This window comes from Streptomyces sp. NPDC096324, assembly GCF_044763015.1.
Lineage (GTDB): Bacteria > Actinomycetota > Actinomycetes > Streptomycetales > Streptomycetaceae > Streptomyces.
The window spans coordinates 274,504-294,934 of the sequence record NZ_JBIWFK010000004.1; the positions used below are offsets into that span (position 1 = coordinate 274,504).

Genomic DNA, 20,431 nt, shown 5'->3' on the forward strand with positions numbered 1-20,431 from the left:
GCCTACGGGGAGCGCGTCGTCAGCCCCGCGGACTCCGCCGCCGCGGCCAGGACCTGCCGCAGCATCTCCGGAGTGAGCCGCCCGGTGAAGGTGTTCCGCTGGCTGACGTGGAAGCACCCGAAGATCTCTACGGAAGCGGAAGCGGAAGCGGCCGCGAGACCGGAGGCGGAATCGGAAGCGGCCGCCGACGCGGACTCGGTGCCCGTACCCGGTTCGTCCGGTTCCGGCGGCCGTACGAGCGTCACCCGCGCCCCGTGGGCGAATGCCGGACGCGGCCGGGGCACCGTCCACCCCGCCTCCGCGAAGGCCGGCAGGGTGGCCTGCCAGCCGAAGGCCCCGAGGACGACCACCGTGCGCAGCGTGGGCCGCAGCAGTCGCAGCTCCCTGACGAGCCAGGGCCGGCAGGTGTCCCGCTCCTCGGGCGTCGGCTTGTTGGCGGGTGGCGCGCAGTGCACCGGAGAGGTCACGCGGACCCCGTACAGCTCCAGTCCGTCGTCCACGCTCACCGAGGTTCCCTGCGAGGCGAGCCCGACGTCGTGCAGCGCGGCGTACAGCACGTCGCCCGACCGGTCCCCGGTGAACATGCGACCTGTCCGGTTGCCGCCGTGGGCGGCGGGGGCGAGCCCGACGAGGAGGAGGGACGCGTCGGCCGGCCCGAACCCGGGTACCGGACGCCCCCAGTACGACTGATCGGCGAAAGCGGCACGCTTGGTGGCGGCCACCTCCTCGCGCCACTCGACGAGCCGCGGGCAGGCCCGGCAGTCGGCGATCCGCTCGTCGAGCACGGTGAGATCGGCGGAGCGGGCCGCGCCTTCCGCCGGAGCGCTGCTGTGCACATCACCACCGTACGACCGGCCCGACCGCGCGGGCCGCAGTCCCGCCCTGCCCGCTTTTCCCACCGGCATCACGTCATCTCCGCCCCCAGCGCCAGGAATCCGCAGATCAGCAGGAAGAGGATCGCGAGAAGGGGCCAGATGAAGCGGAGGTACTTGTCGTAGCCGACCTTGGCGAGGGCTACGCCTCCGATGGTGACGGCGGTGGTGGGGACCCAGAGGTTCATCCAGCCGCTGGCGGACTGCCAGGCGGTCACGACGACGGCACGGGAGACGCCCGCGAAGTCGGCGAGCGGGGCGAGGATCGGCATGGCGAGGGTCGCGTGGCCCGAGGTGGAGGGGATGAGGAAGGCCAGCGGCAGGTTCACGATGAAGACGATGATCGCGAAGAGGCTGGAGGAGGTGCCCTCCACGATGCCCTCGATGGAGTGCAGGACCGTGTCGGTGATCTTCGAGTTGTTCATGATCACGGTGACTCCGCGGGCGAGCACGATCACCAGCGCGGGCGAGATGAAGTCCGCGGCGCCCTGGACGATCGTCGCGCTCAGCTTCTGTTCGCCCATCCGCGCCACCACCCCGACCAGCACCGCCGCGCACAGGAACAGCGCCGCCAGCTCGGGGAAGGACCAGCCGAGCTCGAACCCGTAGGGCCGCGCGTCCGCCTTGCCGGTGAGCGCGCTCGACCACGGCACGACGGAGAAGATCATGAACGCGAAGACCAGTGCCGTGGTGACGAGGACCGCCTTGTGCAGACCGGTCAGCTCGGGAACCTCGCCGGCCGCGTCCTGGGCGTGCTCGCGGTCCCCCGGCAGGAACCCGGTGATCGAACGGTCGGGGCTCCGCTGCACCCGGCGCGCGTAGCGGATGACGTACCCGATCGTGACCGCCGTCAGCACGACCCACATCACGAACCGCAGGACGATGCCGTCGCCGAGCGAGATGCCCGCGGCGGACGAGGCGACGCCCGTGGCGAACGGGTTCACCGTCGAGCACAGCACCCCGATGCCGGCACCGAGGATGATCGTGCCGACGGCCACCATCCGGTCGTAGCCGAGCGCCAACATCAACGGCACGATCAGCCCGTAGAAACCCAGGGTCTCCTCGGCGAAGCCCTCCACCGTGCCGAGCACCGAGAACACGAGCATGATGCCCGCGATGAGCAGCGCGCCGCGGGTCCTCAGCCGGTGGGCGAGCAGGCCGATGCCCCGGTCGAGCGCGCCCGTCGCGAACACCACCGTGATGAACGCCCCGATGGCGAGCACGAAGAGGAACACGCCCGCGCTGCCGTACAGTTCGCCGGCGAACTCCGGCCCGACCTGCGCGGTCTTCTCGTCCAGGATCCCGTAGAGGCCGTTGACGGGCGAGAGGAAGAGGTCGTTGAGGCGGTCGACGAAGCTCTGTCCTGAGTCGACGCGGTGATACGTGCCCTGGATCGGCCGGCCCTCGGGCGTGCGGTCGTACTGCCCCGCCGGGATCAGGAACGCCAGGGCCCACACGGCGATCGTGACGATCGCGAGAACGGTCAGCGCGCTCGGGAACGTGAACCTGCGCCGGTGCGGCGGTTCCTCGGTGCCGGGCGCCTCGGTGTCGGTCGGGGTGGTCACCGGACCGTCCCGTCCGCGCTCACGTGTTCTCCCCCGCTCCCGCGCGGAAGTCGGCCGCGTACTCCCGTACGAAGGCGCACATCGCCACCACCGTGTTGCGCAGCTCCGAGAAGAGGACGCGCTCGTTGGGGGCGTGCAGGTTGCACATGTTGTCCTGCGCCCCGAAGAGCAGCACCTCGGCGTCGGGTGCGGCGCGCGCGAGGCCGTTGACCAGCGGAATCGAACCACCGGTCGCGATGTACGACGCCTCCTCGCCCCATGCCTCGCGCAGCGCGGTGAGTGCGGCGCGATAGGCGGGGCCGCCGGTCGAGGCCCGGTAGCCGGGGCCCGTGTCGCCGGGTGTGACGGTGAGCGGGACGCCGAGGGGCCGCAGCGAGCGCAGATGGTCGACGAGCGCGGCCTGCGCCTCCTTCGCGTCCTGGCGCGGATGGAAGCGGAGGTTGAGCTTGGCACGCGCGTACGGGACGACGGCGGAGGCCGCGTGGTCGACGCTGGGGGCATCCAGGCCGATCACCGTGATCGCGGGCCCGCTCCACAGCCGTTCGCCGAGACTCCCGCTGCCGATCAGCGGGATCCCGTCGCGGACACCGGCGAGTTCGCGGAACTCGTCCTCGGTGTACGTCGTTCCGCGCCACTCCTCGCGGCGCAGCCCCGCCACGGCAACATCGCCTTCCACGTCGTGCAGCGTGGACAGGGCGGTCAGCAGCACGATCAGCGCGTCCGGCGCGGCACCGCCGAACTCGCCGCTGTGCCGGGGCTCGTCGAGGGTGCGCACCTCGACCTGTACCTCGGCCGCGCCGCGCAGCGCCGTGGTCAGGGTGGGGGTGCCGGGGCGGAGATTGCCCAGGTCGGCGATGACCATCGCGTCGCACGCGAACCGCTCGGGATCGCTCGGCGGATAGTCGTCGAAGGGGCTGCCGTACTCCTCCTGCCCCTCGAAGACGATCTTCACCCCGACCGGTGGCCTCCCCTCGTAGGCCCGGAGCATCCCCAGGTGAGCGATCACGTTGGACTTGTCGTCCGCGATGCCGCGGGCCCGGAGACCGCCCTCGACGGGTGTCGGTTCGAAGGGCGGCGACAGCCACAGCTTCTCGTCACCAGGGGGCTGAACGTCGTAGTGCGAGTAGAGGAGGACCGTCGGCGCGTCCGGGTGCGGCGACGGGATCTCCCCGAAGATCACGGGGGCGGTGCCGGGAAGATCGATGCTCTCGACACGCTCCACCCCGGCGTCCCGCAGCAGTCCCACGAGGAGGTCGTGGGCTTCTCGAACCGGCTCGGCCGGGAATCCGGGGAACGCGACGGAGGGGATGGCGGTGAGGCGTTCCAGATCGGCGCGGAGGCCGTCCATCAACGCGTCGACCTTCGCTGCTGTCGTCACGCTCGGTCCCCTCTCCTGTTCCCCGGACGGCTTCACCGACAGCCTCCGCCCGCCCAGGGGGCCACGCATCCGGTGTGGTCCGTGCGACGGAAAAGGCATGCGGTGTCCCGGGCCGGGGGCATTAGAGTCGGGTCATGGCTTCTCAGGGTGCTGACGGGGAGATGAAGGACGCGAGGACCGAGGGCGAGCGCGAAGCGGACGACGGGCAGACCGCCAGGTCCGGCTCCGGCTCGGAGACCTGGTCCCGGACCGACTCCGGAGCCGCCTCCGGAGCTGATTCTCGGTACGACTCCGGGACCGCCTCCGAAGCCGTGTCCGGGGGCGACCCCGAAACGGACGCGTCGGCTGACTCCGCGAGCGCTGCCGCCGTCAGGGCCGCCGTCGCCGCGGGGCCCGGCGGGGGCGAGAGCGTGCGGGTCGACGCCTGGATCTGGTCCGTCCGTCTCGTCAAGACCCGCTCGATCGGTGCGACAGCCTGCAAGGGCGGCCATGTCCGGGTCAACGGGGACCGCGTCAAGCCGGCGTACTCCGTCCGCGTCGGCGACGAGGTACGCGTGTGGCACGAGGGCCGCGAACGGGTCGTCGTCGTGAAGCGGGTGATCCGCAAGCGGGTCGGCGCACCCGTCGCCGCCGAATGCTACGTCGACAACAGCCCACCGCCTCCGCCGCGCGAGGCCGTCGCTCCGGCGGGCGTCAGGGACCGGGGCGCGGGGCGCCCCACCAAGCGGGACCGCCGCGACATGGAACGCCTGCGGGGCATGCAGACGGGATCGTCCGGCCCCGTCCGGACCTCGGGCCCCTCCACGGGACCGACCGGCGCGACCGGATCCAAGGGCACGAACGGGTCCTCGGCCACCACCAGGTCGGGCGCGAACCGGGGCAAGGGCTCGACCGGGTCCACGGGCGCGACCGGGTCTTCAGGCTCGACCAGGTCCTCGGGCGCGAACGGGGGCAAGGGCACGACCAGGGCCAAGGGCTCCTCCGGCCACTGAGATCCTCCCCCCTCAACTATTGCCTCCCCCTCTTCCCCCCTCCCCCGCCCCTCCCTCCCCTCGCCTCCTCCCCCTCACCCCTTCTTCGTGATTCCCGGCCCCCCGGACGTACGTACGCGCCGAGGGCTCCCCCGGTCCCGGAGGAGCCCCGCGTCCTTGCCGGTCCGTCACGCCCGGCGTCCCACCCGGCGCCGTACCAGGCGGAGCAGTTCGGTCGTGTGGCCGCGCCTGGCCCAGGCGATCAGGCCGAGCGGCAGGATCAGGATCAGCGGGGTCGCCACGTACGGGCCGTGGACGACGGTGACGTTGACGATGAACGCACCGACCATCAGCGCGCTGAGCGCCACCGCGGCCACCGAGTCCAGCAGCGGGATCAACAGGGCGAGACCTCCGGCGAGTTCGAGCGCGCCGATGATGTACATGCCGCCGTGGCCCCAGCCCAGCTTGGAGAACGCCTCCGTCGCCGAGGGGTGGGCGATCAGCTTGGGAAGGGCGCTCGCGAACGCGTAGAAGAGGCCGAGGACGATCTGCAGGGTGGCCAGGGAGATCCGAGCCGCACGGGAGCGGGGGGTGACGGCGGCGCGGGTGGCGGTTAGGGGGAAGGCGGTCTCGGACACGGTGGTCTCCTGTGGGAAGCGGTGGTTGCTTTCACAGAGACAGACCTGGGGACTGCCGAGAACTCATCGGCGCCGGAAGGAATTTGTCGCGCACGGCCCCCGTCGCTCACCCGGCGACCGAGGCTCACCCCTTCACGGCTCTCACCCAGGTCCCGTCGTCCGTCAGATAGCGGTCGACCTTGAGCCCCGACTCCGCCAGCGCCTCCTCGAAGGCGTCCTTCGTCAAAGGGCGGGACAGGAACATCTGGGTCCACGTGGCGTCCGGGAACGTGTACTCCGCGCGCACCGAGTCGACCCCGTCCCCGACGGGTTCGGCGGACAGGATGCGCACGACGAATCCCGAAGGATCGGTGCGCTCGCGGGGCACCTCGGTGTGGTAGTTCTCGCCCTCGCGCTGGATCAGCACGCAACCGTCGTCGGCGACATGGCGGGCGCAGGTGTCCAGGAGCGCCCGCCGCACCCGGACGTCCCCGGCGTGCACCAGGAACGACGCCAGCAGCACGACGTCGAACGTCTCACCGAGGTCGAGGTCCTCGATGCTGCTGCGTATCCGGCGCGCCCCTCGGACGTGCTCCAGCATCTCGGCGGACTCGTCCACCGCCGTGACCGCGAAGCCGAGCTCCAGGAGGGGATGGGTCATCCGGCCGACCCCGCTGCCCAGTTCCAGGATCTGCGCGGCGGCGGGCACGGCCGCGGTGATGATGTCCGGTTCCGTTCCGGCGGGCAGCCGGGTGTAGAGCTCGACCGCGCAGCCGTCCGGCGTGATCGCACCCGGTCCGGTGCCCTCGTATCCCTGACGCATTTCGATCCTCATGCCCGTCCAACGGACGACTTCCGCACGCCCGTTCCCCTACTCCATCACTCATTCGGGTGACATGTTCGAGGGGCATACGTCCGAGTCCGGATCCGGTGGGCCGGGCTACAGCGCGAACCAGCCTCGCCCTCCGTACCAGTGTCCGCCCGCGCGCAGGTGGTCGACCACGGCGCGCTCGACGCTGTTGCGCCGCGGCAGTTCGCCGGGCGGGAGCTCCGGATCACCGAAGACGAAGCCGATGGGCATCGTGTCGTCCGGGGTCCTGTCCTCGGCGACCAGGTGGAAGCGGTCCTGGAAGCGGATGATGTTGGAGTCGGCCGGCAGATATCGCTTGAGCTGCGGGTCGAGCAGCCAGGAGTCGCAGACGGCGATCCGATGGCGCTCTTCGGGGTAGTGGCGGGCGAAGAACTCCCGCGCCAGATCGAGCGAACGGTCGCACGCGGCCGGGGAGAGCGGGCCGCGGAAGTCCGTGATGTGCAGGCTCAGACAGGGCGCGCCGGGGTGCGGGGTCGGCCCCACCGCCTCGGCGGCCTCGGCCGTGCGCCGCCCCAGGAGGGCCCGCTGGAACTGGAGCCGGCCGAGCTGGAACAGCTCGCCGTGGAAGTGCAGGGCGATCCACCAGGGGAACAGCAGCCCGGGGCCGCCGGCCCTCCTGTGGTGCACGGACACATGACGGCCGAGGTCGGCGAGCGTGCGCCGCGACACGTCCTCGGGTACCCCGCGCTCCCGGTGATGGGCGCGGACGTACGGAAGCGCGGCGATGAAGACGTACAGGTGGAAGCAGCGTCCGAGGAGTCCCGTCGTCGTGGGGAAGGCGGGCGGCTCCCAGCTCTTGCCGATGTCCCCCATGTCCCGAACGAAGCGGGTGACGCAGCGCGCGAGGAGGGTCATGGCCTCCGGGTCGGCGGCCAACCGGGCGCGCAGGGCGACGAGTTCGTTGATGTGTTCGTGGGGCACGGACAGGTCGAGCAGGATGTCGGGCAGCGCGTCGGCGTCCGGGAGCACCGCCTCGCGCGGGACGGAACGCTCGCTCTCCAGGTCCCTCAGCCACTCGGCGGTCCTCGCGTCCGCCCGCAACGCCGTCAGCAGCACCGTCGCCTCCCCCGGCGGCCGTGGTCCGACCGCTCTCCTTTGGTGAACGTGCACCACGAAGAGTACGTTTTCTCGTAGGAGTGGTGATCCTGATGCGTACGGGCAGTGAACCGGTGACAGCGCGCAGTGCTCTGCGGATGCGCTTGTGGCTGAGCGTCTGGGGGCTGCTCTGGGCCGTCTTCGGGACGGTCGCGTTCATCCTGGTCGGGCGGCCGGGCTGGGCCGCCGCGTGCGCCGTGCTGTGGGTGATCGTCACGGTCGACATGACCATGATCCTTCGGCACATCAGGGAGGGCCCGCACTACCAGCCGGGCCGTGACGTCCCGCCGTACGAGCCCGTGGACGACCGGCGAGGCTACCGGCCGCCGGAGCGTCGTCGGCCGTCGAGGCCGTCGCACCCCTGACGCGGCCGCACCGCCGCGTCCCCTCGTACGGAGCCTCGCGCGGCGCCCCGCAAGCCGGCGCTAGAGGTCGAACCGGGCGGCTTGCAGGTACTGCGGCTTCGGGTCGAGCGCGGCCGCCAGTCTGAAGTGCCGCTTCGCCTGTTCGGGGCGCCGCTGGCGCTCATAGGTCCGGGCGAGCGCGAAGTGCGCGAACGCGTTGTCCGGCTCACGCTCCAGGACGATCGTGAACTCCAGCTCGGCCGGCCGCAGTTGCGCGGCGGCGAAGAAGGCACGGGCGCGCAGCAGCCGGGCCGCCGTGTTCTCCGGGTGGGCGGCGATGACGGAGTCGAGCAGCTTCACCGCACCCCGCGGGTCGCGCGCGGCGAGCAGTTGCTCGGCGGCACGGAAGTCGATGACGTGCGTCTCGGGAGTTCGTCCGGTCGATCCGCTGGTCTCGGGCACGGCAGAGTCCTTCCCTCGCTGCAAGGGTTCAACGCCCCTCCGGAGGGGCCCTATTCCTGGGATGTGCGGGCCCTGTGCGTGAGATCGGCCCAGACCTCCGCCACGCGCCGCTCCAGCGCGTCCAGGGGCACGTCGTTGTCGATGACGATGTCCGCAATCGCCAGACGCTTGTCGCGCGAGGCCTGCGCGGCCATGCGGGCGCGGGCGTCCTCCTCGGTCATGCCGCGCAGGCGGACGAGGCGGTCGAGCTGGGTCTCGGGGCGGGCGTCGACGACGATCACGAGGTCGTACAGCGCGGCCAGGCCGTTCTCCGCGAGCAGGGGCACGTCGTGGACGACGACGGCGTCCTCCGGGGCCGCTTCCTCGAGGTCGCGCGAACGGGCGCCCACCAGGGGGTGCACGATCGCGTTCAGGGTGGCGAGCTTCTGCGGGTCGGTGAAGACGATCGAGCCGAGCCTGGGCCGGTCCAGACTGCCGTCACCGGTGAGGACGTCCTCGCCGAAGGCGTCGACGACCGCCGCCAGCCCGGGAGTTGCGGGCGCCACGACCTCCCGCGCGATCCTGTCCGCGTCGACCAGCACCGCGCCGTGCTCGACGAGCAGCCGTGACACTTCGCTCTTGCCGGCGCCGATACCACCGGTCAGGCCCACCTTCAGCATGCCTCGCAGCTTAGGCCCTGCCACCGACAGCCCCTCCGGCCGGGAGCCCGGAAGCTCCGGAAGCCCGGTGAGGAGGGGTCAGGCGTCGCCTTCACGTTCCGCCAGGAACCGCTCGAACTCCTGGCCGATCTCGTCCGCCGAGGGGATCTCCACCGGTTCCGCGAGCATGTTGCCGCGGGTGTCGGCGCCCGCGGCGGCGTCGTACTGGTGCTCAAGGCCCTGGACGAGGGCCACGAGCTCCTCGTCGCCCTCCTGGATCTGGCGGTCGATCTCGGTCTGGGTGCGGTGCGCCTCGGTCCGCAGGGCGTGCGCTATCCCGGGAAGCACCAGGCCGGTCGCGGCCGTGATGGACTCCAGGACGGTCAGCGCCGCGTCCGGGTACGAGGAGCGCGCGATGTAGTGGGGCACATGGGCGGCGACACCGAGAACGTCGTGGCCGGCCTCCATGAGGCGGTACTCGATGAGTGATTCGGCGCTTCCGGGCACCTGCGCCTCGTCGAAGGGGCTGCGGTGGCCGGGCACCAGGTCGGTGCGGTTGCCGTGCGGGGTGAGGCCCACCGGGCGGGTGTGCGGGACGCCCATGGGGATGCCGTGGAAGTTCACGCAGAGGCGGACCCCGAGCCGTTCCACGATCTGCTGGACGGCGGCGGCGAAGCGCTCCCACTCGGTGTCCGGCTCGGGGCCCGACAGCAGCAGGAAGGGCGCGCCGGTGGCGTCCTGGACGAGCCGTACCTCCAGGGTCGGTTCCTCGTACTCCGCCCAGCGGTCGCGCTTGAACGTCAGCAGCGGACGGCGGGCGCGGTAGTCCACGAGCCGGTCGTGGTCGAAACGGGCCACGACCTGATGCGGCAGCGAGTCGAGCACCCGGTCGACGATCTGCTCGCCGGTTTCGCCCGCGTCGATGTATCCGTCGAAGTGGTAGAGCATGACAAGACCGGCCGACTCCTGGGCGAGCGCCATGTCGACCACGGCCAGGCCCTTCGGCTCCCATGCGTACAAACCCTGCGGATCAAGCACTGTGACCGCTCCTCCTCGTGTTCGTACTGCACAACGTGGCCCGGGGCACGGACATTCCCGTCCCGGGCCGGTGGCGCACAGCAAAGTGGGCCCGCACCGAATCGGTGCGGGCCCACTTCTTTCAGCTACTTGCTAGCGGTGAGCATTCAGCTCTGGCCGCCGGCGAGCTTCTCGCGGAGGGCGGCGAGCGCCTCGTCCGACGCCAGGGCGCCGGAGTTGTCGTCCGACTCCGAGGAGTAGGAACCGCCGCCACCACCGGAGGCGGCCGGAGCCGCGCTGGAGGTGCTGGCACCCTCGGCCTCGGCCTGAGCGTCGGCCTCGCGGGACTTGATGACCTGAGCCTGGTGCTGCTCGAAGCGCTGCTGCGCCTCGGCGTACTGGTTCTCCCACACCTCACGCTGGGACTCGAAGCCCTCGAGCCAGTCGTTGGTCTCGGGGTCGAAGCCCTCGGGGTAGATGTAGTTGCCCTGGTCGTCGTACGACGCGGCCATGCCGTACAGGGTCGGGTCGAACTCGACCGAGGCCGGGTCGGCACCGAAGGACTCGTTGGCCTGCTTCAGCGAGAGGCTGATGCGACGACGCTCGAGGTCGATGTCGATGACCTTGACGAAGATCTCGTCGTTGACCTGGACGACCTGCTCCGGGATCTCCACGTGGCGCTCGGCCAGCTCGGAGATGTGGACCAGACCCTCGATGCCCTCGTCCACGCGGACGAACGCACCGAACGGAACGAGCTTGGTGACCTTACCCGGGACGACCTGACCGATCTGGTGCGTACGGGCGAACTGCTGCCACGGGTCTTCCTGCGTCGCCTTGAGCGACAGGGAGACACGCTCGCGGTCCATGTCGACGTCGAGGACCTCGACGGTGACTTCCTGGCCGACCTCGACAACCTCGGAGGGGTGGTCGATGTGCTTCCAGGAGAGCTCGGAGACGTGCACCAGACCGTCGACGCCACCCAGGTCCACGAAGGCACCGAAGTTGACGATCGAGGAGACGACGCCGGAGCGGACCTGACCCTTCTGGAGGGTGGTGAGGAACGTCTGGCGAACCTCGGACTGGGTCTGCTCCAGCCAGGCACGGCGGGACAGGACCACGTTGTTGCGGTTCTTGTCCAGCTCGATGATCTTGGCCTCGAGCTCCTTGCCCACGTAGGGCTGGAGGTCGCGGACACGGCGCATCTCGACGAGAGAAGCCGGCAGGAAGCCACGGAGGCCGATGTCGAGGATGAGACCACCCTTGACAACCTCGATGACGGTGCCGGTGACGATGCCGTCCTCTTCCTTGATCTTCTCGATGGTGCCCCAGGCGCGCTCGTACTGGGCACGCTTCTTCGAGAGGATCAGGCGGCCTTCCTTGTCCTCCTTCTGGAGAACAAGGGCTTCGATCTCGTCGCCGACCTTGACGACCTCGTTCGGGTCGACGTCGTGCTTGATCGAGAGCTCGCGGCTCGGGATGACACCTTCGGTCTTGTAACCGATGTCGAGCAGGACCTCGTCCCGGTCGACCTTCACGATGACGCCGTCGACGATGTCGCCGTCGTTGAAGTACTTGATCGTCTCGTCGATCGCGGCGAGGAATGCTTCCTCGTTACCGATGTCGTTGACCGCTACCTGCGGCGTGGTAGAGGTGGTCTCGGTGCTGCTCGTCATGTGGGAAAGGGCTCCGGTACGGACAGTGAGTCGTAGGTACTGCTTACGCCGGGAGCCCGTTTCGCCCTGTAGAAGCCGGACAGTGAAGGAAGCGCCCGACCCGGCACAGCCGGAGGCGCCTCGAAAACCGAGGGGACATACATACAGATGCGAGCACAGCCTGCTACGTCTGAGGAGCGCAGGCCCGCAGCGCAACTTGTAGCATACGGGGGCAGCCGGGCAGGGTCAATGCGCGAAGGCGCACACCCGGGGCGGATCGCCGCAATCCCGGCACAAGACCTGTCTCACAAGGCCACGCGGGCGGTAGGAAGCCCCTGTCGTGACACGCCCGAGACGGGTTGAACGGAAGAGTACGACGAGGGAGCCGATCATCCAAGAGCCCGAACCGTTCGAACCGGAAGCCACCCGACGCGACGCGGATCTCATCGAGAGTTCCCGGGCGAATCGGGGCTGGTGGGACCGGAACGCGGACGACTACCAGATCGAACACGGCACGTTCCTCGGCGACGACCGGTTCGTGTGGTGTCCCGAGGGTCTCGACGAGGTGGAGGCCGAGCTTTTGGGCCCCCCGGAGGACCTCAAGGGCAAGGACGTCCTGGAGATCGGCGCCGGCGCGGCACAGTGCTCGCGCTGGCTGGCCGGACAGGGCGCGCGCCCCGTGGCCCTCGACCTCTCCCACCGCCAGCTCCAGCACGCGCTGCGCATCGGCGGCACCGTGCCCCTCGTGGAGGCGGACGCGAGCGCGCTGCCCTTCGCGGACGGCTCCTTCGACCTCGCCTGCTCGGCGTACGGCGCGCTGCCCTTCGTCGCCGATCCGGTGCTGGTGATGAGGGAGGTCCACCGGGTGCTGCGCCCCGGCGGCCGTTTCGTCTTCTCCGTCACGCACCCGGTCCGCTGGGCGTTCCCGGACGAGCCGGGCGCCGAGGGTCTGTCGGTGTCCGCGTCCTACTTCGACCGCACCCCGTACGTGGAACAGGACGAGGAGGGCCGCGCGGTCTACGTCGAGCACCACAGGACGCTCGGCGACCGGGTGCGCGACGTGGTGGCCGGCGGCTTCCGCCTGGTCGACGTCGTCGAGCCCGAGTGGCCCGCCTGGAACACCCAGGAGTGGGGCGGCTGGTCCCCGCTGCGCGGGAACCTCATTCCGGGCACGGCGATCTTCGTCTGCGAACGGGACTGACGTACGCCCGTCCGGCGCTCGTACGAGACTGGGGTCGTGATCCGTTACGAAGCCCTGGACGCGCTGCCCGTGCGCGGCGCCCTGCCCTCCGTGGACGACGCCCTGGGGGGACACGGCGCCGCGGTGCTGGTGGCGCCGCCCGGCACCGGCAAGACGACGCTGGTGCCGCTCGCCCTGGCCGGTCTCCTGGACGACGGGCGCCCGCACCGCCGGGTGGTGGTGGCCGAGCCGCGCCGGATCGCGGCCCGGGCGGCCGCCCGGCGGATGGCGTGGCTGCTGGGCGAGAAGGTCGGGGAGAGCGTCGGGTTCACGGTGCGCGGGGAACGCGTGGTCGGCCCCCACACGCGCGTGGAGGTCGTCACGACCGGGGTCCTGCTCCAGCGGCTCCAGCGGGACCAGGAACTCACAGGCGTCGACGTGGTCGTGCTCGACGAATGTCACGAGCGGCACCTGGACGCCGACACGGTGGCCGCGTTCCTCCTCGACGTGCGGGCCGCGCTCCGTCCCGAACTGCGGCTGGTCGCCGCGTCCGCGACGACCGACGCCGGGGGCTGGGCCCGGCTGCTGGGCGACGCGCCGGTCGTCGAGGCGGCGGGGGTCTCGTATCCGGTCGAGACGGTCTGGACGCCGCCCGCGCGCCCCGTTCGGCCCCCGCACGGGATGCGGGTCGATCCGGCCCTGCTGACCCATGTGGCGTCCACGGTGCGGCGGGCGCTGGCCGAACGCTCGGGTGACGTCCTGTGCTTCCTTCCCGGGGTCGGGGAGATCGCGCGGGTGGCCGGGCAGCTCGGCGGTGTCGGGGACGTCGATGTTCTCCAGGTGCACGGACGGGCTCCGGCATCGGTGCAGGACGCGGTGCTCACGGCCGGCACGCGGCGCAGGGTGGTCCTCGCGACCTCGGTCGCCGAGTCGTCGCTGACGGTTCCGGGAGTGCGGGTGGTCGTGGACTCCGGGCTCGCGCGGGAGCCGAGGGTGGACCACGCGCGCGGGCTGAGCGCCCTGGCGACCGTACGGGCCTCACAGGCGGCCGGGCGGCAGCGGGCGGGGCGGGCGGGCCGTGAGGCGCCGGGCGCGGTCTACCGCTGCTGGACGGAGGCGGAGGACGGCCGTCTGGCACGGTTCCCGGACCCCGAGATCAAGGTGGCCGACCTGACGGCGTTCGCACTCCAGGCGGCCTGCTGGGGCGATCCCGGTGCGACGGGGCTGGCCCTGCTGGATCCGCCGCCGGGCGGGGCGATGGCGGCGGCGCGGACCGTCCTGTCGGCCGTGGGCGCGGTCGACGCCGCGGGGCGCGCGACGGCACGCGGTGTGCGCATGTCCCGGCTGGGCCTGCACCCCCGGCTGGCGCGCGCCCTGCTGGACGCGACCCCGCTCGTGGGCGCGGCCCGGGCCGCCGACGTGGTCGCCCTGCTGAGCGAGGAGCCCCCGCGCGAGTACGGCGACGACCTGGCCGCGGCCTGGCGCACCGCCCGACGCGGCGGCGACGCCTACGCGGCCCGCTGGCGCGCCGAGTCCCGCCGCCTGCGCTCGTCGGCGGCCGGCCTCGCGGACGCCTCGGTCTCCTCCGGTTCGGCCTCGGCCGGCGCCTCGGCTTCGGCCACCGCACCCGGCACCGTCACCGTCACCGGCACCAGCACCAGCACCGGACAAACGCCCCCTTCGGGCTCCCCTTCCCCCGGCTCCTCCCCTATCCCGCCCATCTCTCCCATCTCCTCTACTTCCCCCGTCACCTCTCTCTCCTCTGTCCCTCCTTCCTCCGTCCCTCCTTCCTCTCCGGGCGGGCGTGCCGGGGAGGCGGAGCCCGGGGACGACCGGGTGGTCGGGCTTGTCGCCGCTCTGGCGTTCCCCGAGCGTGTCGCGCATCTGCGGGGCGGCTCCCACCTCATGGTCAGCGGGACCCGCGCCGACGCCGGCGAGGGTTCCGTACTGCGCGGTGCTCCCTGGCTCGCGGTGGCCGTCGCCGACCGTCCCGTCGGCAGGGGGCACGCGCGCGTGCGGCTCGCGGCGGTGATCGACGAACCGACGGCACGGCGTGCCGCCGCCGGCCTCCACGACGAGGGCGAGGAGGTCCACTGGGCCGCGGGTGACATCGTCGCCCGGCGGGTGGAGCGGCTCGGGGCGGTGGAGCTGGCCGTGCGGCCGCTGCGCGACGCGGACCCCGGCCTCGTACGGGAGGCGCTGCTCGAAGGGCTGCGGGAGGAGGGCTTCGGTCTGCTGCGGTGGTCGGCGGACGCCGAGGTGCTGCGGCAGCGGCTCGCGTTCCTGCGCCGGCGGCTCGGCGACCCGTGGCCCGATGTCTCCGCGGAAGCCCTCCACGCGCGCGCGAGCGAATGGCTGGAGCCGGAGCTGAGCCGTGCGCGGCGGCGCGCGGATCTGGCGCGGATCGACGCCGGACAGGCGCTGAACCGGCTGCTGCCCTGGGCCACGGGGGAGGCGGCCCGGCTGGACGAGCTGGCGCCCGAGCGGATCGAGGTGCCGAGCGGGTCGCGGATCCGCGTCGACTACGCCGATCCGGCGCAGCCGGTGCTCGCCGTGAAGCTGCAGGAGATGTTCGGGCTCCAGGCGTCTCCGGCGGTGGCCGGTGTGCCCGTGCTCGTTCACCTCCTGTCGCCCGCGGGGCGGCCCGCCGCGGTGACCGCCGATCTCGCGTCCTTCTGGAAGGACGGCTACAAGGGCGTACGGGCCGAGCTGCGCGGCCGCTATCCCAAGCACCCGTGGCCCGAGGACCCGGCGACCGCCGAGGCGACGCGGTACACGAACGCGCGGCTCAGGCGCTGACCGGCTCGGGGTCGGCGGCGGGGGCGGGCGTGGGTTCGCCCGGCCTGCGGCCGCGGGCCTCCAGATACAGCGAGAGCGACAGCAGGGCCGCGCCCAGGAGCAGGAAGCCCCAGGGGAGGTACGAGGTCATCATCAGGACCAGGGTGCGGTTGGACTTGACGAGGTCGACGGTGTGCCGGGTGTAGTCCTCGCGCATCCTCACGTCCCCGGAGAACGCGGTCACCTTGTCGCGGCCGCCCAGGAGTGTGCCGCCGCGGAGTTCCTCCTTGTGGATCTCCTCGCCGAATACGGGCGCTCCGGTGACGGGTTCGACCCAGAACTTGCGGACCGTGGTGTACCAGCGGGTGGTGCCGGTCTTGGCGAGGGACTCGGGGGTGACGCCCTGGACGGGCATGATCTTGGGGAACTTCACCTTCGTCCAGGGGATGGTCTGCTCGAAGTAGTAGACCTTGACGCCCCGGAAGGTCGTGGTGCCCTTGTAGTGGATGGGCGCCGAGGTGCGGGTCTGCGCGTCGAAGTACTCGTAGTCCCGTTTCTCGGTCCTGAAGGGCCATTTGAACTCGATGCCCTGGCGGGTGACGGGGTCTCCGTCGACGGACTCGCCGGTGGCGTGGACGGGTTCCTGGCTGTGCGCGTCGAAGATGTAGCGCTCGGGGAGTTTGGAGACCATCTTCCCGTCGGGGCCCTGGACGTAGGAGAGGGAGTCCCAGACGACGACGTCACGGCCGGCGGTCCGTTCGATCTTCTCGGAGGCCTCGACGTTGCCCTTGAGGGTCTGGACGACGGTGACCTTGGAGACCTTCTTGGCCGTCATGGTGCCGTAGTCGAGCAGGGTCGCGTCCTTCGCCTCCAGGACCATGTCCTGGTACTGGCCGGCGGGGATCTTGGCCAGGCGCGGGAAGGCGTACCAGCGCAGCAGCGGGGACAGCGCCGCGAAGAACACGGCGAGCACGAGCAGGATCAGGCTTGCCTTGCGGCGCATCTCGACGGCCCTCCCGGTGCGTGTGTCAGGGGTGCTGGGGGACGGTGGTGAGCAGCGGCTTCGGCGAGGTGTGTCCGGCCGGCGAGCCCATGGCCGTGAGGGTCAGGACCAGCGCGAGTGCCGCGGCGAGACCGGTCGCGGCGGCGATGAGGGCACGCATGCGGGCCTCCCGGGGCCAGGAGCTGATACACCGTCAGGTCCGGCACCGTAGCAACGGCGGGGCGAGATGAGAACACGTCGCGCACACAACGGATCAGGGCGCCCGCGCGGCGTGAGCCGGGAGGGCGCCCTGGAGGCGAGCCGTGCCGCGCGGTGGCGGCTCAGTACTAGGAGGCGGTGGGAGAGGCGCTGGGCGTGGCGGTGGCGGGAGCGGCGGCCACCGTCAGTTCGACGGTCAGGGTCGCCCCGCCCGTGGTGGTGACCCGGAGCAGGAAGGTGCCGGTGGTGTCGTCGGCGTACAGCTTCGGCAGCTTGAGCAGGCCGTCCGCGTCGGTGGTCAGGGCGCCGAGGGTGCGTACGGGCTTGCCGTCCGCGTCCTTGAAGTAGGGGCCCTTGTCGTTCTCGCCCGCGTCGTCCGCGGACTTGACCAGGGTCGCGGTCGCGGCGACCTTGCCCGCCACCGCGCCCTTGTAGGTGGCCTTCACCTCGACCTGGTCGGCGAACTCGCCGCCCGGTACGCAGGTCAGCGCGGTGTCGGCGGTGCGTGCCAGGGTGTCGGCCTGGCGCGCGGTGACGCTCGCCGTGTAGTCGAGGCCGGCCATGACGCGGCCCACGACGGTGACGCGGACGGTGAAGTCGCCGGTCTTCTCTCCCGCCACGAGCGCGGGCGCGGTGGCCACGCCGAGTCCGTTGGTGACCAGCGTGGCGACGCTCTCGCCGCCGGTGAAGGTGGCGTCGGTGTCGCCGACGATGGTGAACCGCACCCGGACCTTCGCCACGGCCTTGTCGGCCTTGTCGTCGGTGCGCACGGCGATCTTCTGCGCGAAGGTGTCCCCCGCGGTCGCCGTGAGCTTGCCGGCGCCCACGTTCGTCAGGTGGTCCACCGTCTCGGTGGGCGTCGGCGTGGACGTGGGCGGGGTCGTCGGGGGCTGTGTGGCCGGCGGGGTCGGGGTGGCGGGAGGAGTCGGCTTCGGGGCGGGGCTCGACGGGCCGGGGCTGCCCGGCGAGGACGGCTCGGTGGGACTTGGGCTCGGCGAGGTGGGCTCGTCGCTGTTGTGCGAGGGCAGCGATCCGGTGCCGTCCGGCACCTCGTGCGTGCCCTTGCGGTAGTACTCCAGCCACGACAGGACGGTGTTCAGGTACGCCGTCGAGTTGTTGTAGCTGAGGATCGCCGCGTTCATCTGCGCCTGGACCGCCATGTCGTGGTCGAAGCGGCACAGGTAGTGCCCGGCGGCCAGCGCCGCGTCGTAGATGTTGTTCGGGTCCTTCTTGCCGTCGCCGTTGCCGTCGCGGCCCGCCCACTCCCAGGTGGAGGGGATGAACTGCATCGGCCCGACGGCGCGGTCGAAGGTGCTGTCGCCGTCGTACGCGCCGTTGTCGGTGTCCTTGATGTTGGCGAATCCGTAGCCGTTCAGGACCGGGCCGAGGATGGGCGACAGGGTCGTGCCGTTCGCGTCGACGCGGCCGCCGCGGGCCTGGCCCGACTCGACCTTGCCGATGGCGGCGAGGAGCTGCCAGGGCAGGTTGCAGGTCGGCTTGGACTCGTGCAGCGACGCCTCGGCCTGCTTGTAGGCGGCCAGCACGGTGGCGGGAATGCCCGCCTCGGCGGCGCCCGTGGCGGCGGGCGTGTCGCTTCCCGTGGTCGGCGCGGGGTTGGGGCTCTGCAGCGGCGGAAGGTCCGTGAAATAGCGGCCGTTGCCGGTCGCGGTGCCGTCGTCGCCCGTGTCGCCGGTGCCCAGGCCGAGGTCGGCGCCGGCCGACTGCCGGCCGTGGTCGTCGGTGATCGCTCCCGGGCCCTGGGAGGCGGACAGAGCCGCGACCGCGAGCGCGGCCACAGCGGTGGTTGCCGCGCCCTTGCGCAGCCTCCTGCCGAATTGCGCCGCCATCGAGTGAACCCCTCCCACGGACGACCGGTGTGACCCCGTCGCCTCTCCGTCCTGCGCTGCCGCTGCCTGCGGCCGTGCTCCCCGCACGGCAACCCAAGCGACCCTACGACAACTTCCGTCGCCCAGAGACCTGTTCGCGCCCGATATTCACCAGTTGGCCATGAGCCGTCGTCCCGCATACTGGTCTCCGGTGATCAACCGGCCGACCATAGCCGGTCAACAGGAGACGCAGGGGGACGATTTGCCCTTCACTCTCAGTCACGCCGCCGCCGTGCTTCCCGCGATCCGTGGGAACGGAAACGGCCGCGGGCGATTGATTCCCGCCGTTCTCGTGGCGGGTTCCTTCGCTCCCGACATGACCTACTACGCGGCGAGCGCGGTACCCGGGGCGATGGAGTTCGGCACGTTCACCCACACGTTCACCGGCGTGTTCACGGTCGATGTGGTCATCGCATGGGCGCTCGTGGGAGCCTGGCTGGTGCTGCGCGAACCGCTGGTGGCGTTGATGCCCGCGGCACGACAGGGGCGCACGGCACAACTTCTGCGCTGTGGAGCCACGCGTGAGCCGGTGTGTGCGCCGACCGTTCTCCGCTGGTACGCCTCCGCGGTGCTCGGCGCGCTGACGCATGTCGTCTGGGACGCGTTCACCCATCACGACCGGTGGGGCGTGGAGCTCTTCCCCGTCCTCGGACACACCCTCGCGGGCTCACCGCTCTACTGGTACGTCCAGTACGGCAGTTCGGCGGTCGCGGCCGTCGTGATCGTGACGTGGGTGGTGCTCGCGCTGCGCCGCGCCCCGGAGGGTCCCGTCGTCGCCGTGCCCGTCCTGTCCAGCGCCGACCGGTGGCTGGCCGCGGTGGTGATCGGCGGCCTCGCGCTGGCCGCCGCGGTGCAGCGGGCGGTGCGCTGGTGGGCGTACTGGAAGTCCGTCGCGAAGCCGTGGGAACTCATTCCGGCGCTGTGCTTCGGCGGGGGCGCCGGACTGGTCCTCGGCCTTTTCCTGTACGTCCTCGCGGTCAGGATCTGGCGTCCCGCTCCGGCTCGTCCCGCTCCTGAGGCGGCGCGTACGGAGCCGAGCCGTCCCGCCGCCCGCTGACCGCCCCGCCCGCGGTGAGAACCCGGAGCAGCCCGCACCCCCGGCCGAGGCCCCGGTGCACGGCTCGGGCGACCCGCTCGACGACACGGGCGCGGTACGGCATCGTCGGATGGTCGTACGACAGGACGATGACCCGGTAGCTGCGGGCCGGGCCGGTGAAGGAACCGATGCCGTGGACACGACCCCCGTTCGCGGCCCGGGGCAGCCTGCCGGTCGCGATGTGCGCCCCCGGACGGCGCCGCAGGCCCGGGAGCGCTCCGCGCGGCCGGCCGTCACGGAGCCGTGTGAACTCCCGCAGGCGCCGCGCGCCGGCCCGCCGGAACGCGCGGGCGCCGGACACCACCGCCGACCACGGCCGCGACCGGTCACGGGCCGTGCCGCGGGCCCGGCCGCCTCCCTCGTCGTCGCGGACCGACACCAGGACCGTGCCCGGGCGCGCGGACAGTGCCGCCTGGAGATCGCGGGACAGCCGGGTCCCGAAATCCTCGTCACGGGAGGAACCGCCGGACCCCAGGAGCTGGGCGGTGCCCGCTCCGGCCGCGACCGCGGGTACCGGCGCCAGCAGCACCGGGACGACGGCCGCGGCCACCGTCGCGGTCGCGACCACCACGGTCGTGGCCATGGCCGTACGGCGGTGCAGCGTGCGTATACCCATGCCCGCATCCTTACGTCGCCCTCCGGGCCGGGGCTCCCTGTGAGAGCCACGCGAGTGACGAGCCCGCACAGGCACCCGAGCCGCCCGCACCGGCACCCCGGGCCGCCCGCGCCGCGGCCGAAGACACCCGCGCCGCGGCCGGAGACGCCCGAGGGCCGCGGGTCCCGCACCTCGTGGTGCCGGACTCGCGGC

Annotated in this window: 19 protein-coding genes; 5 read left to right on the forward strand and 14 right to left on the reverse strand. The window is 71.8% G+C overall.

Features of this window, described 5'->3' with window-relative positions; all coding sequences use genetic code 11:
- Nucleotides 1-2 precede the first annotated feature (2 nt).
- Genes ACIQ7M_RS12000 through ACIQ7M_RS12010 form a run of 3 tightly spaced genes read right to left on the reverse strand, consistent with a single transcriptional unit; the run spans nt 3 to nt 3,815 of the window.
- Nucleotides 3-905 carry a uracil-DNA glycosylase gene (locus ACIQ7M_RS12000; RefSeq protein WP_403642741.1) on the reverse strand — a complete coding sequence of 301 codons (903 nt, stop codon included), beginning with the start codon at nt 903-905 and terminating at the stop codon, nt 3-5.
- Nucleotides 905-2,437, reverse strand: a complete 1,533-nt coding sequence (locus tag ACIQ7M_RS12005; RefSeq protein WP_355767886.1) for a YfcC family protein — start codon at nt 2,435-2,437, stop codon at nt 905-907. The genes ACIQ7M_RS12000 and ACIQ7M_RS12005 overlap by 1 nt, the downstream gene beginning before the upstream one ends.
- Nucleotides 2,438-2,456: 19 nt before the next feature.
- The gene (locus tag ACIQ7M_RS12010) at nt 2,457-3,815 is read right to left on the reverse strand and encodes a M20/M25/M40 family metallo-hydrolase (protein ID WP_403642744.1); all 1,359 of its coding nucleotides are present in this window, start codon (nt 3,813-3,815) and stop codon (nt 2,457-2,459) included.
- A gap of 134 nt (nt 3,816-3,949) precedes the next feature.
- Between ACIQ7M_RS12010 and ACIQ7M_RS12015 the strand changes: the two genes are divergently transcribed.
- Nucleotides 3,950-4,807: an RNA-binding S4 domain-containing protein gene (locus ACIQ7M_RS12015; RefSeq protein WP_403642747.1), complete on the forward strand. Its 858-nt coding sequence runs from the start codon at nt 3,950-3,952 to the stop codon at nt 4,805-4,807.
- Nucleotides 4,808-4,974: 167 nt separating this feature from the next.
- On the opposite strand, the gene ACIQ7M_RS12020 is transcribed toward ACIQ7M_RS12015, so the two are convergent.
- The 3 genes from ACIQ7M_RS12020 to ACIQ7M_RS12030 all read right to left on the reverse strand — a co-directional run bounded on the left by ACIQ7M_RS12020 (nt 4,975) and on the right by ACIQ7M_RS12030 (nt 7,330).
- Entirely contained in the window at nt 4,975-5,424 is a 450-nt protein-coding gene (locus ACIQ7M_RS12020; RefSeq protein ID WP_403642750.1) for a DoxX family protein, read from the reverse strand.
- 124 nt (nt 5,425-5,548) lie between these two features.
- Complete coding sequence (locus ACIQ7M_RS12025) at nt 5,549-6,226, reverse strand: class I SAM-dependent methyltransferase (protein WP_403642753.1); 678 nt, start codon at nt 6,224-6,226, stop codon at nt 5,549-5,551.
- Nucleotides 6,227-6,343: 117 nt separating this feature from the next.
- Nucleotides 6,344-7,330 carry an acyltransferase domain-containing protein gene (locus ACIQ7M_RS12030; protein WP_403642756.1) on the reverse strand — a complete coding sequence of 329 codons (987 nt, stop codon included), beginning with the start codon at nt 7,328-7,330 and terminating at the stop codon, nt 6,344-6,346.
- 92 nt (nt 7,331-7,422) lie between these two features.
- Here ACIQ7M_RS12030 and ACIQ7M_RS12035 point away from each other — a divergent pair, with 92 nt between their 5' ends.
- Complete coding sequence (locus ACIQ7M_RS12035; RefSeq protein ID WP_355767870.1) at nt 7,423-7,734, forward strand: DUF6343 family protein; 312 nt, start codon at nt 7,423-7,425, stop codon at nt 7,732-7,734.
- A 60-nt stretch (nt 7,735-7,794) separates the two neighbouring features.
- On the opposite strand, the gene ACIQ7M_RS12040 is transcribed toward ACIQ7M_RS12035, so the two are convergent.
- The 4 genes from ACIQ7M_RS12040 to rpsA all read right to left on the reverse strand — a co-directional run bounded on the left by ACIQ7M_RS12040 (nt 7,795) and on the right by rpsA (nt 11,503).
- Nucleotides 7,795-8,175, reverse strand: a complete 381-nt coding sequence (locus ACIQ7M_RS12040) for a tetratricopeptide repeat protein (RefSeq protein WP_355767867.1) — start codon at nt 8,173-8,175, stop codon at nt 7,795-7,797.
- 50 nt (nt 8,176-8,225) lie between these two features.
- On the reverse strand, nt 8,226-8,834 hold the full coding sequence (gene coaE, locus ACIQ7M_RS12045) for a dephospho-CoA kinase (protein ID WP_403642761.1): 609 nt from the start codon (nt 8,832-8,834) through the stop codon (nt 8,226-8,228).
- A 78-nt stretch (nt 8,835-8,912) separates the two neighbouring features.
- Entirely contained in the window at nt 8,913-9,851 is a 939-nt protein-coding gene (locus tag ACIQ7M_RS12050; RefSeq protein WP_355767862.1) for a PAC2 family protein, read from the reverse strand.
- 146 nt (nt 9,852-9,997) lie between these two features.
- Complete coding sequence (gene rpsA / locus ACIQ7M_RS12055) at nt 9,998-11,503, reverse strand: 30S ribosomal protein S1 (protein WP_355767860.1); 1,506 nt, start codon at nt 11,501-11,503, stop codon at nt 9,998-10,000.
- A 319-nt stretch (nt 11,504-11,822) separates the two neighbouring features.
- Here rpsA and ACIQ7M_RS12060 point away from each other — a divergent pair, with 319 nt between their 5' ends.
- Nucleotides 11,823-12,683: a class I SAM-dependent methyltransferase gene (locus ACIQ7M_RS12060; RefSeq protein ID WP_386982266.1), complete on the forward strand. Its 861-nt coding sequence runs from the start codon at nt 11,823-11,825 to the stop codon at nt 12,681-12,683.
- Between the two features lie 36 nt (nt 12,684-12,719).
- On the forward strand, nt 12,720-15,461 hold the full coding sequence (locus ACIQ7M_RS12065; protein ID WP_403642765.1) for an ATP-dependent RNA helicase: 2,742 nt from the start codon (nt 12,720-12,722) through the stop codon (nt 15,459-15,461).
- Here the strand turns inward: ACIQ7M_RS12065 and ACIQ7M_RS12070 are convergent.
- The 3 genes from ACIQ7M_RS12070 to ACIQ7M_RS12080 all read right to left on the reverse strand — a co-directional run bounded on the left by ACIQ7M_RS12070 (nt 15,451) and on the right by ACIQ7M_RS12080 (nt 18,488).
- Complete coding sequence (locus ACIQ7M_RS12070) at nt 15,451-16,443, reverse strand: DUF3068 domain-containing protein (protein ID WP_403642768.1); 993 nt, start codon at nt 16,441-16,443, stop codon at nt 15,451-15,453. The two genes, ACIQ7M_RS12065 and ACIQ7M_RS12070, sit on opposite strands and share 11 nt — an antisense overlap.
- Nucleotides 16,444-16,468: 25 nt before the next feature.
- Nucleotides 16,469-16,603, reverse strand: a complete 135-nt coding sequence (locus tag ACIQ7M_RS12075) for an SPW_0924 family protein (RefSeq protein ID WP_355767849.1) — start codon at nt 16,601-16,603, stop codon at nt 16,469-16,471.
- 166 nt (nt 16,604-16,769) lie between these two features.
- The gene (locus ACIQ7M_RS12080) at nt 16,770-18,488 is read right to left on the reverse strand and encodes a lytic transglycosylase domain-containing protein (RefSeq protein WP_403642771.1); all 1,719 of its coding nucleotides are present in this window, start codon (nt 18,486-18,488) and stop codon (nt 16,770-16,772) included.
- A 241-nt stretch (nt 18,489-18,729) separates the two neighbouring features.
- On the opposite strand from ACIQ7M_RS12080, the gene ACIQ7M_RS12085 reads away from it, so the two are divergent.
- Nucleotides 18,730-19,584 carry a DUF4184 family protein gene (locus ACIQ7M_RS12085; protein WP_355767843.1) on the forward strand — a complete coding sequence of 285 codons (855 nt, stop codon included), beginning with the start codon at nt 18,730-18,732 and terminating at the stop codon, nt 19,582-19,584.
- Here the strand turns inward: ACIQ7M_RS12085 and ACIQ7M_RS12090 are convergent.
- The gene (locus ACIQ7M_RS12090; protein WP_403642774.1) at nt 19,505-20,239 is read right to left on the reverse strand and encodes a hypothetical protein; all 735 of its coding nucleotides are present in this window, start codon (nt 20,237-20,239) and stop codon (nt 19,505-19,507) included. The two genes, ACIQ7M_RS12085 and ACIQ7M_RS12090, sit on opposite strands and share 80 nt — an antisense overlap.
- Nucleotides 20,240-20,431: the final 192 nt, after the last annotated feature.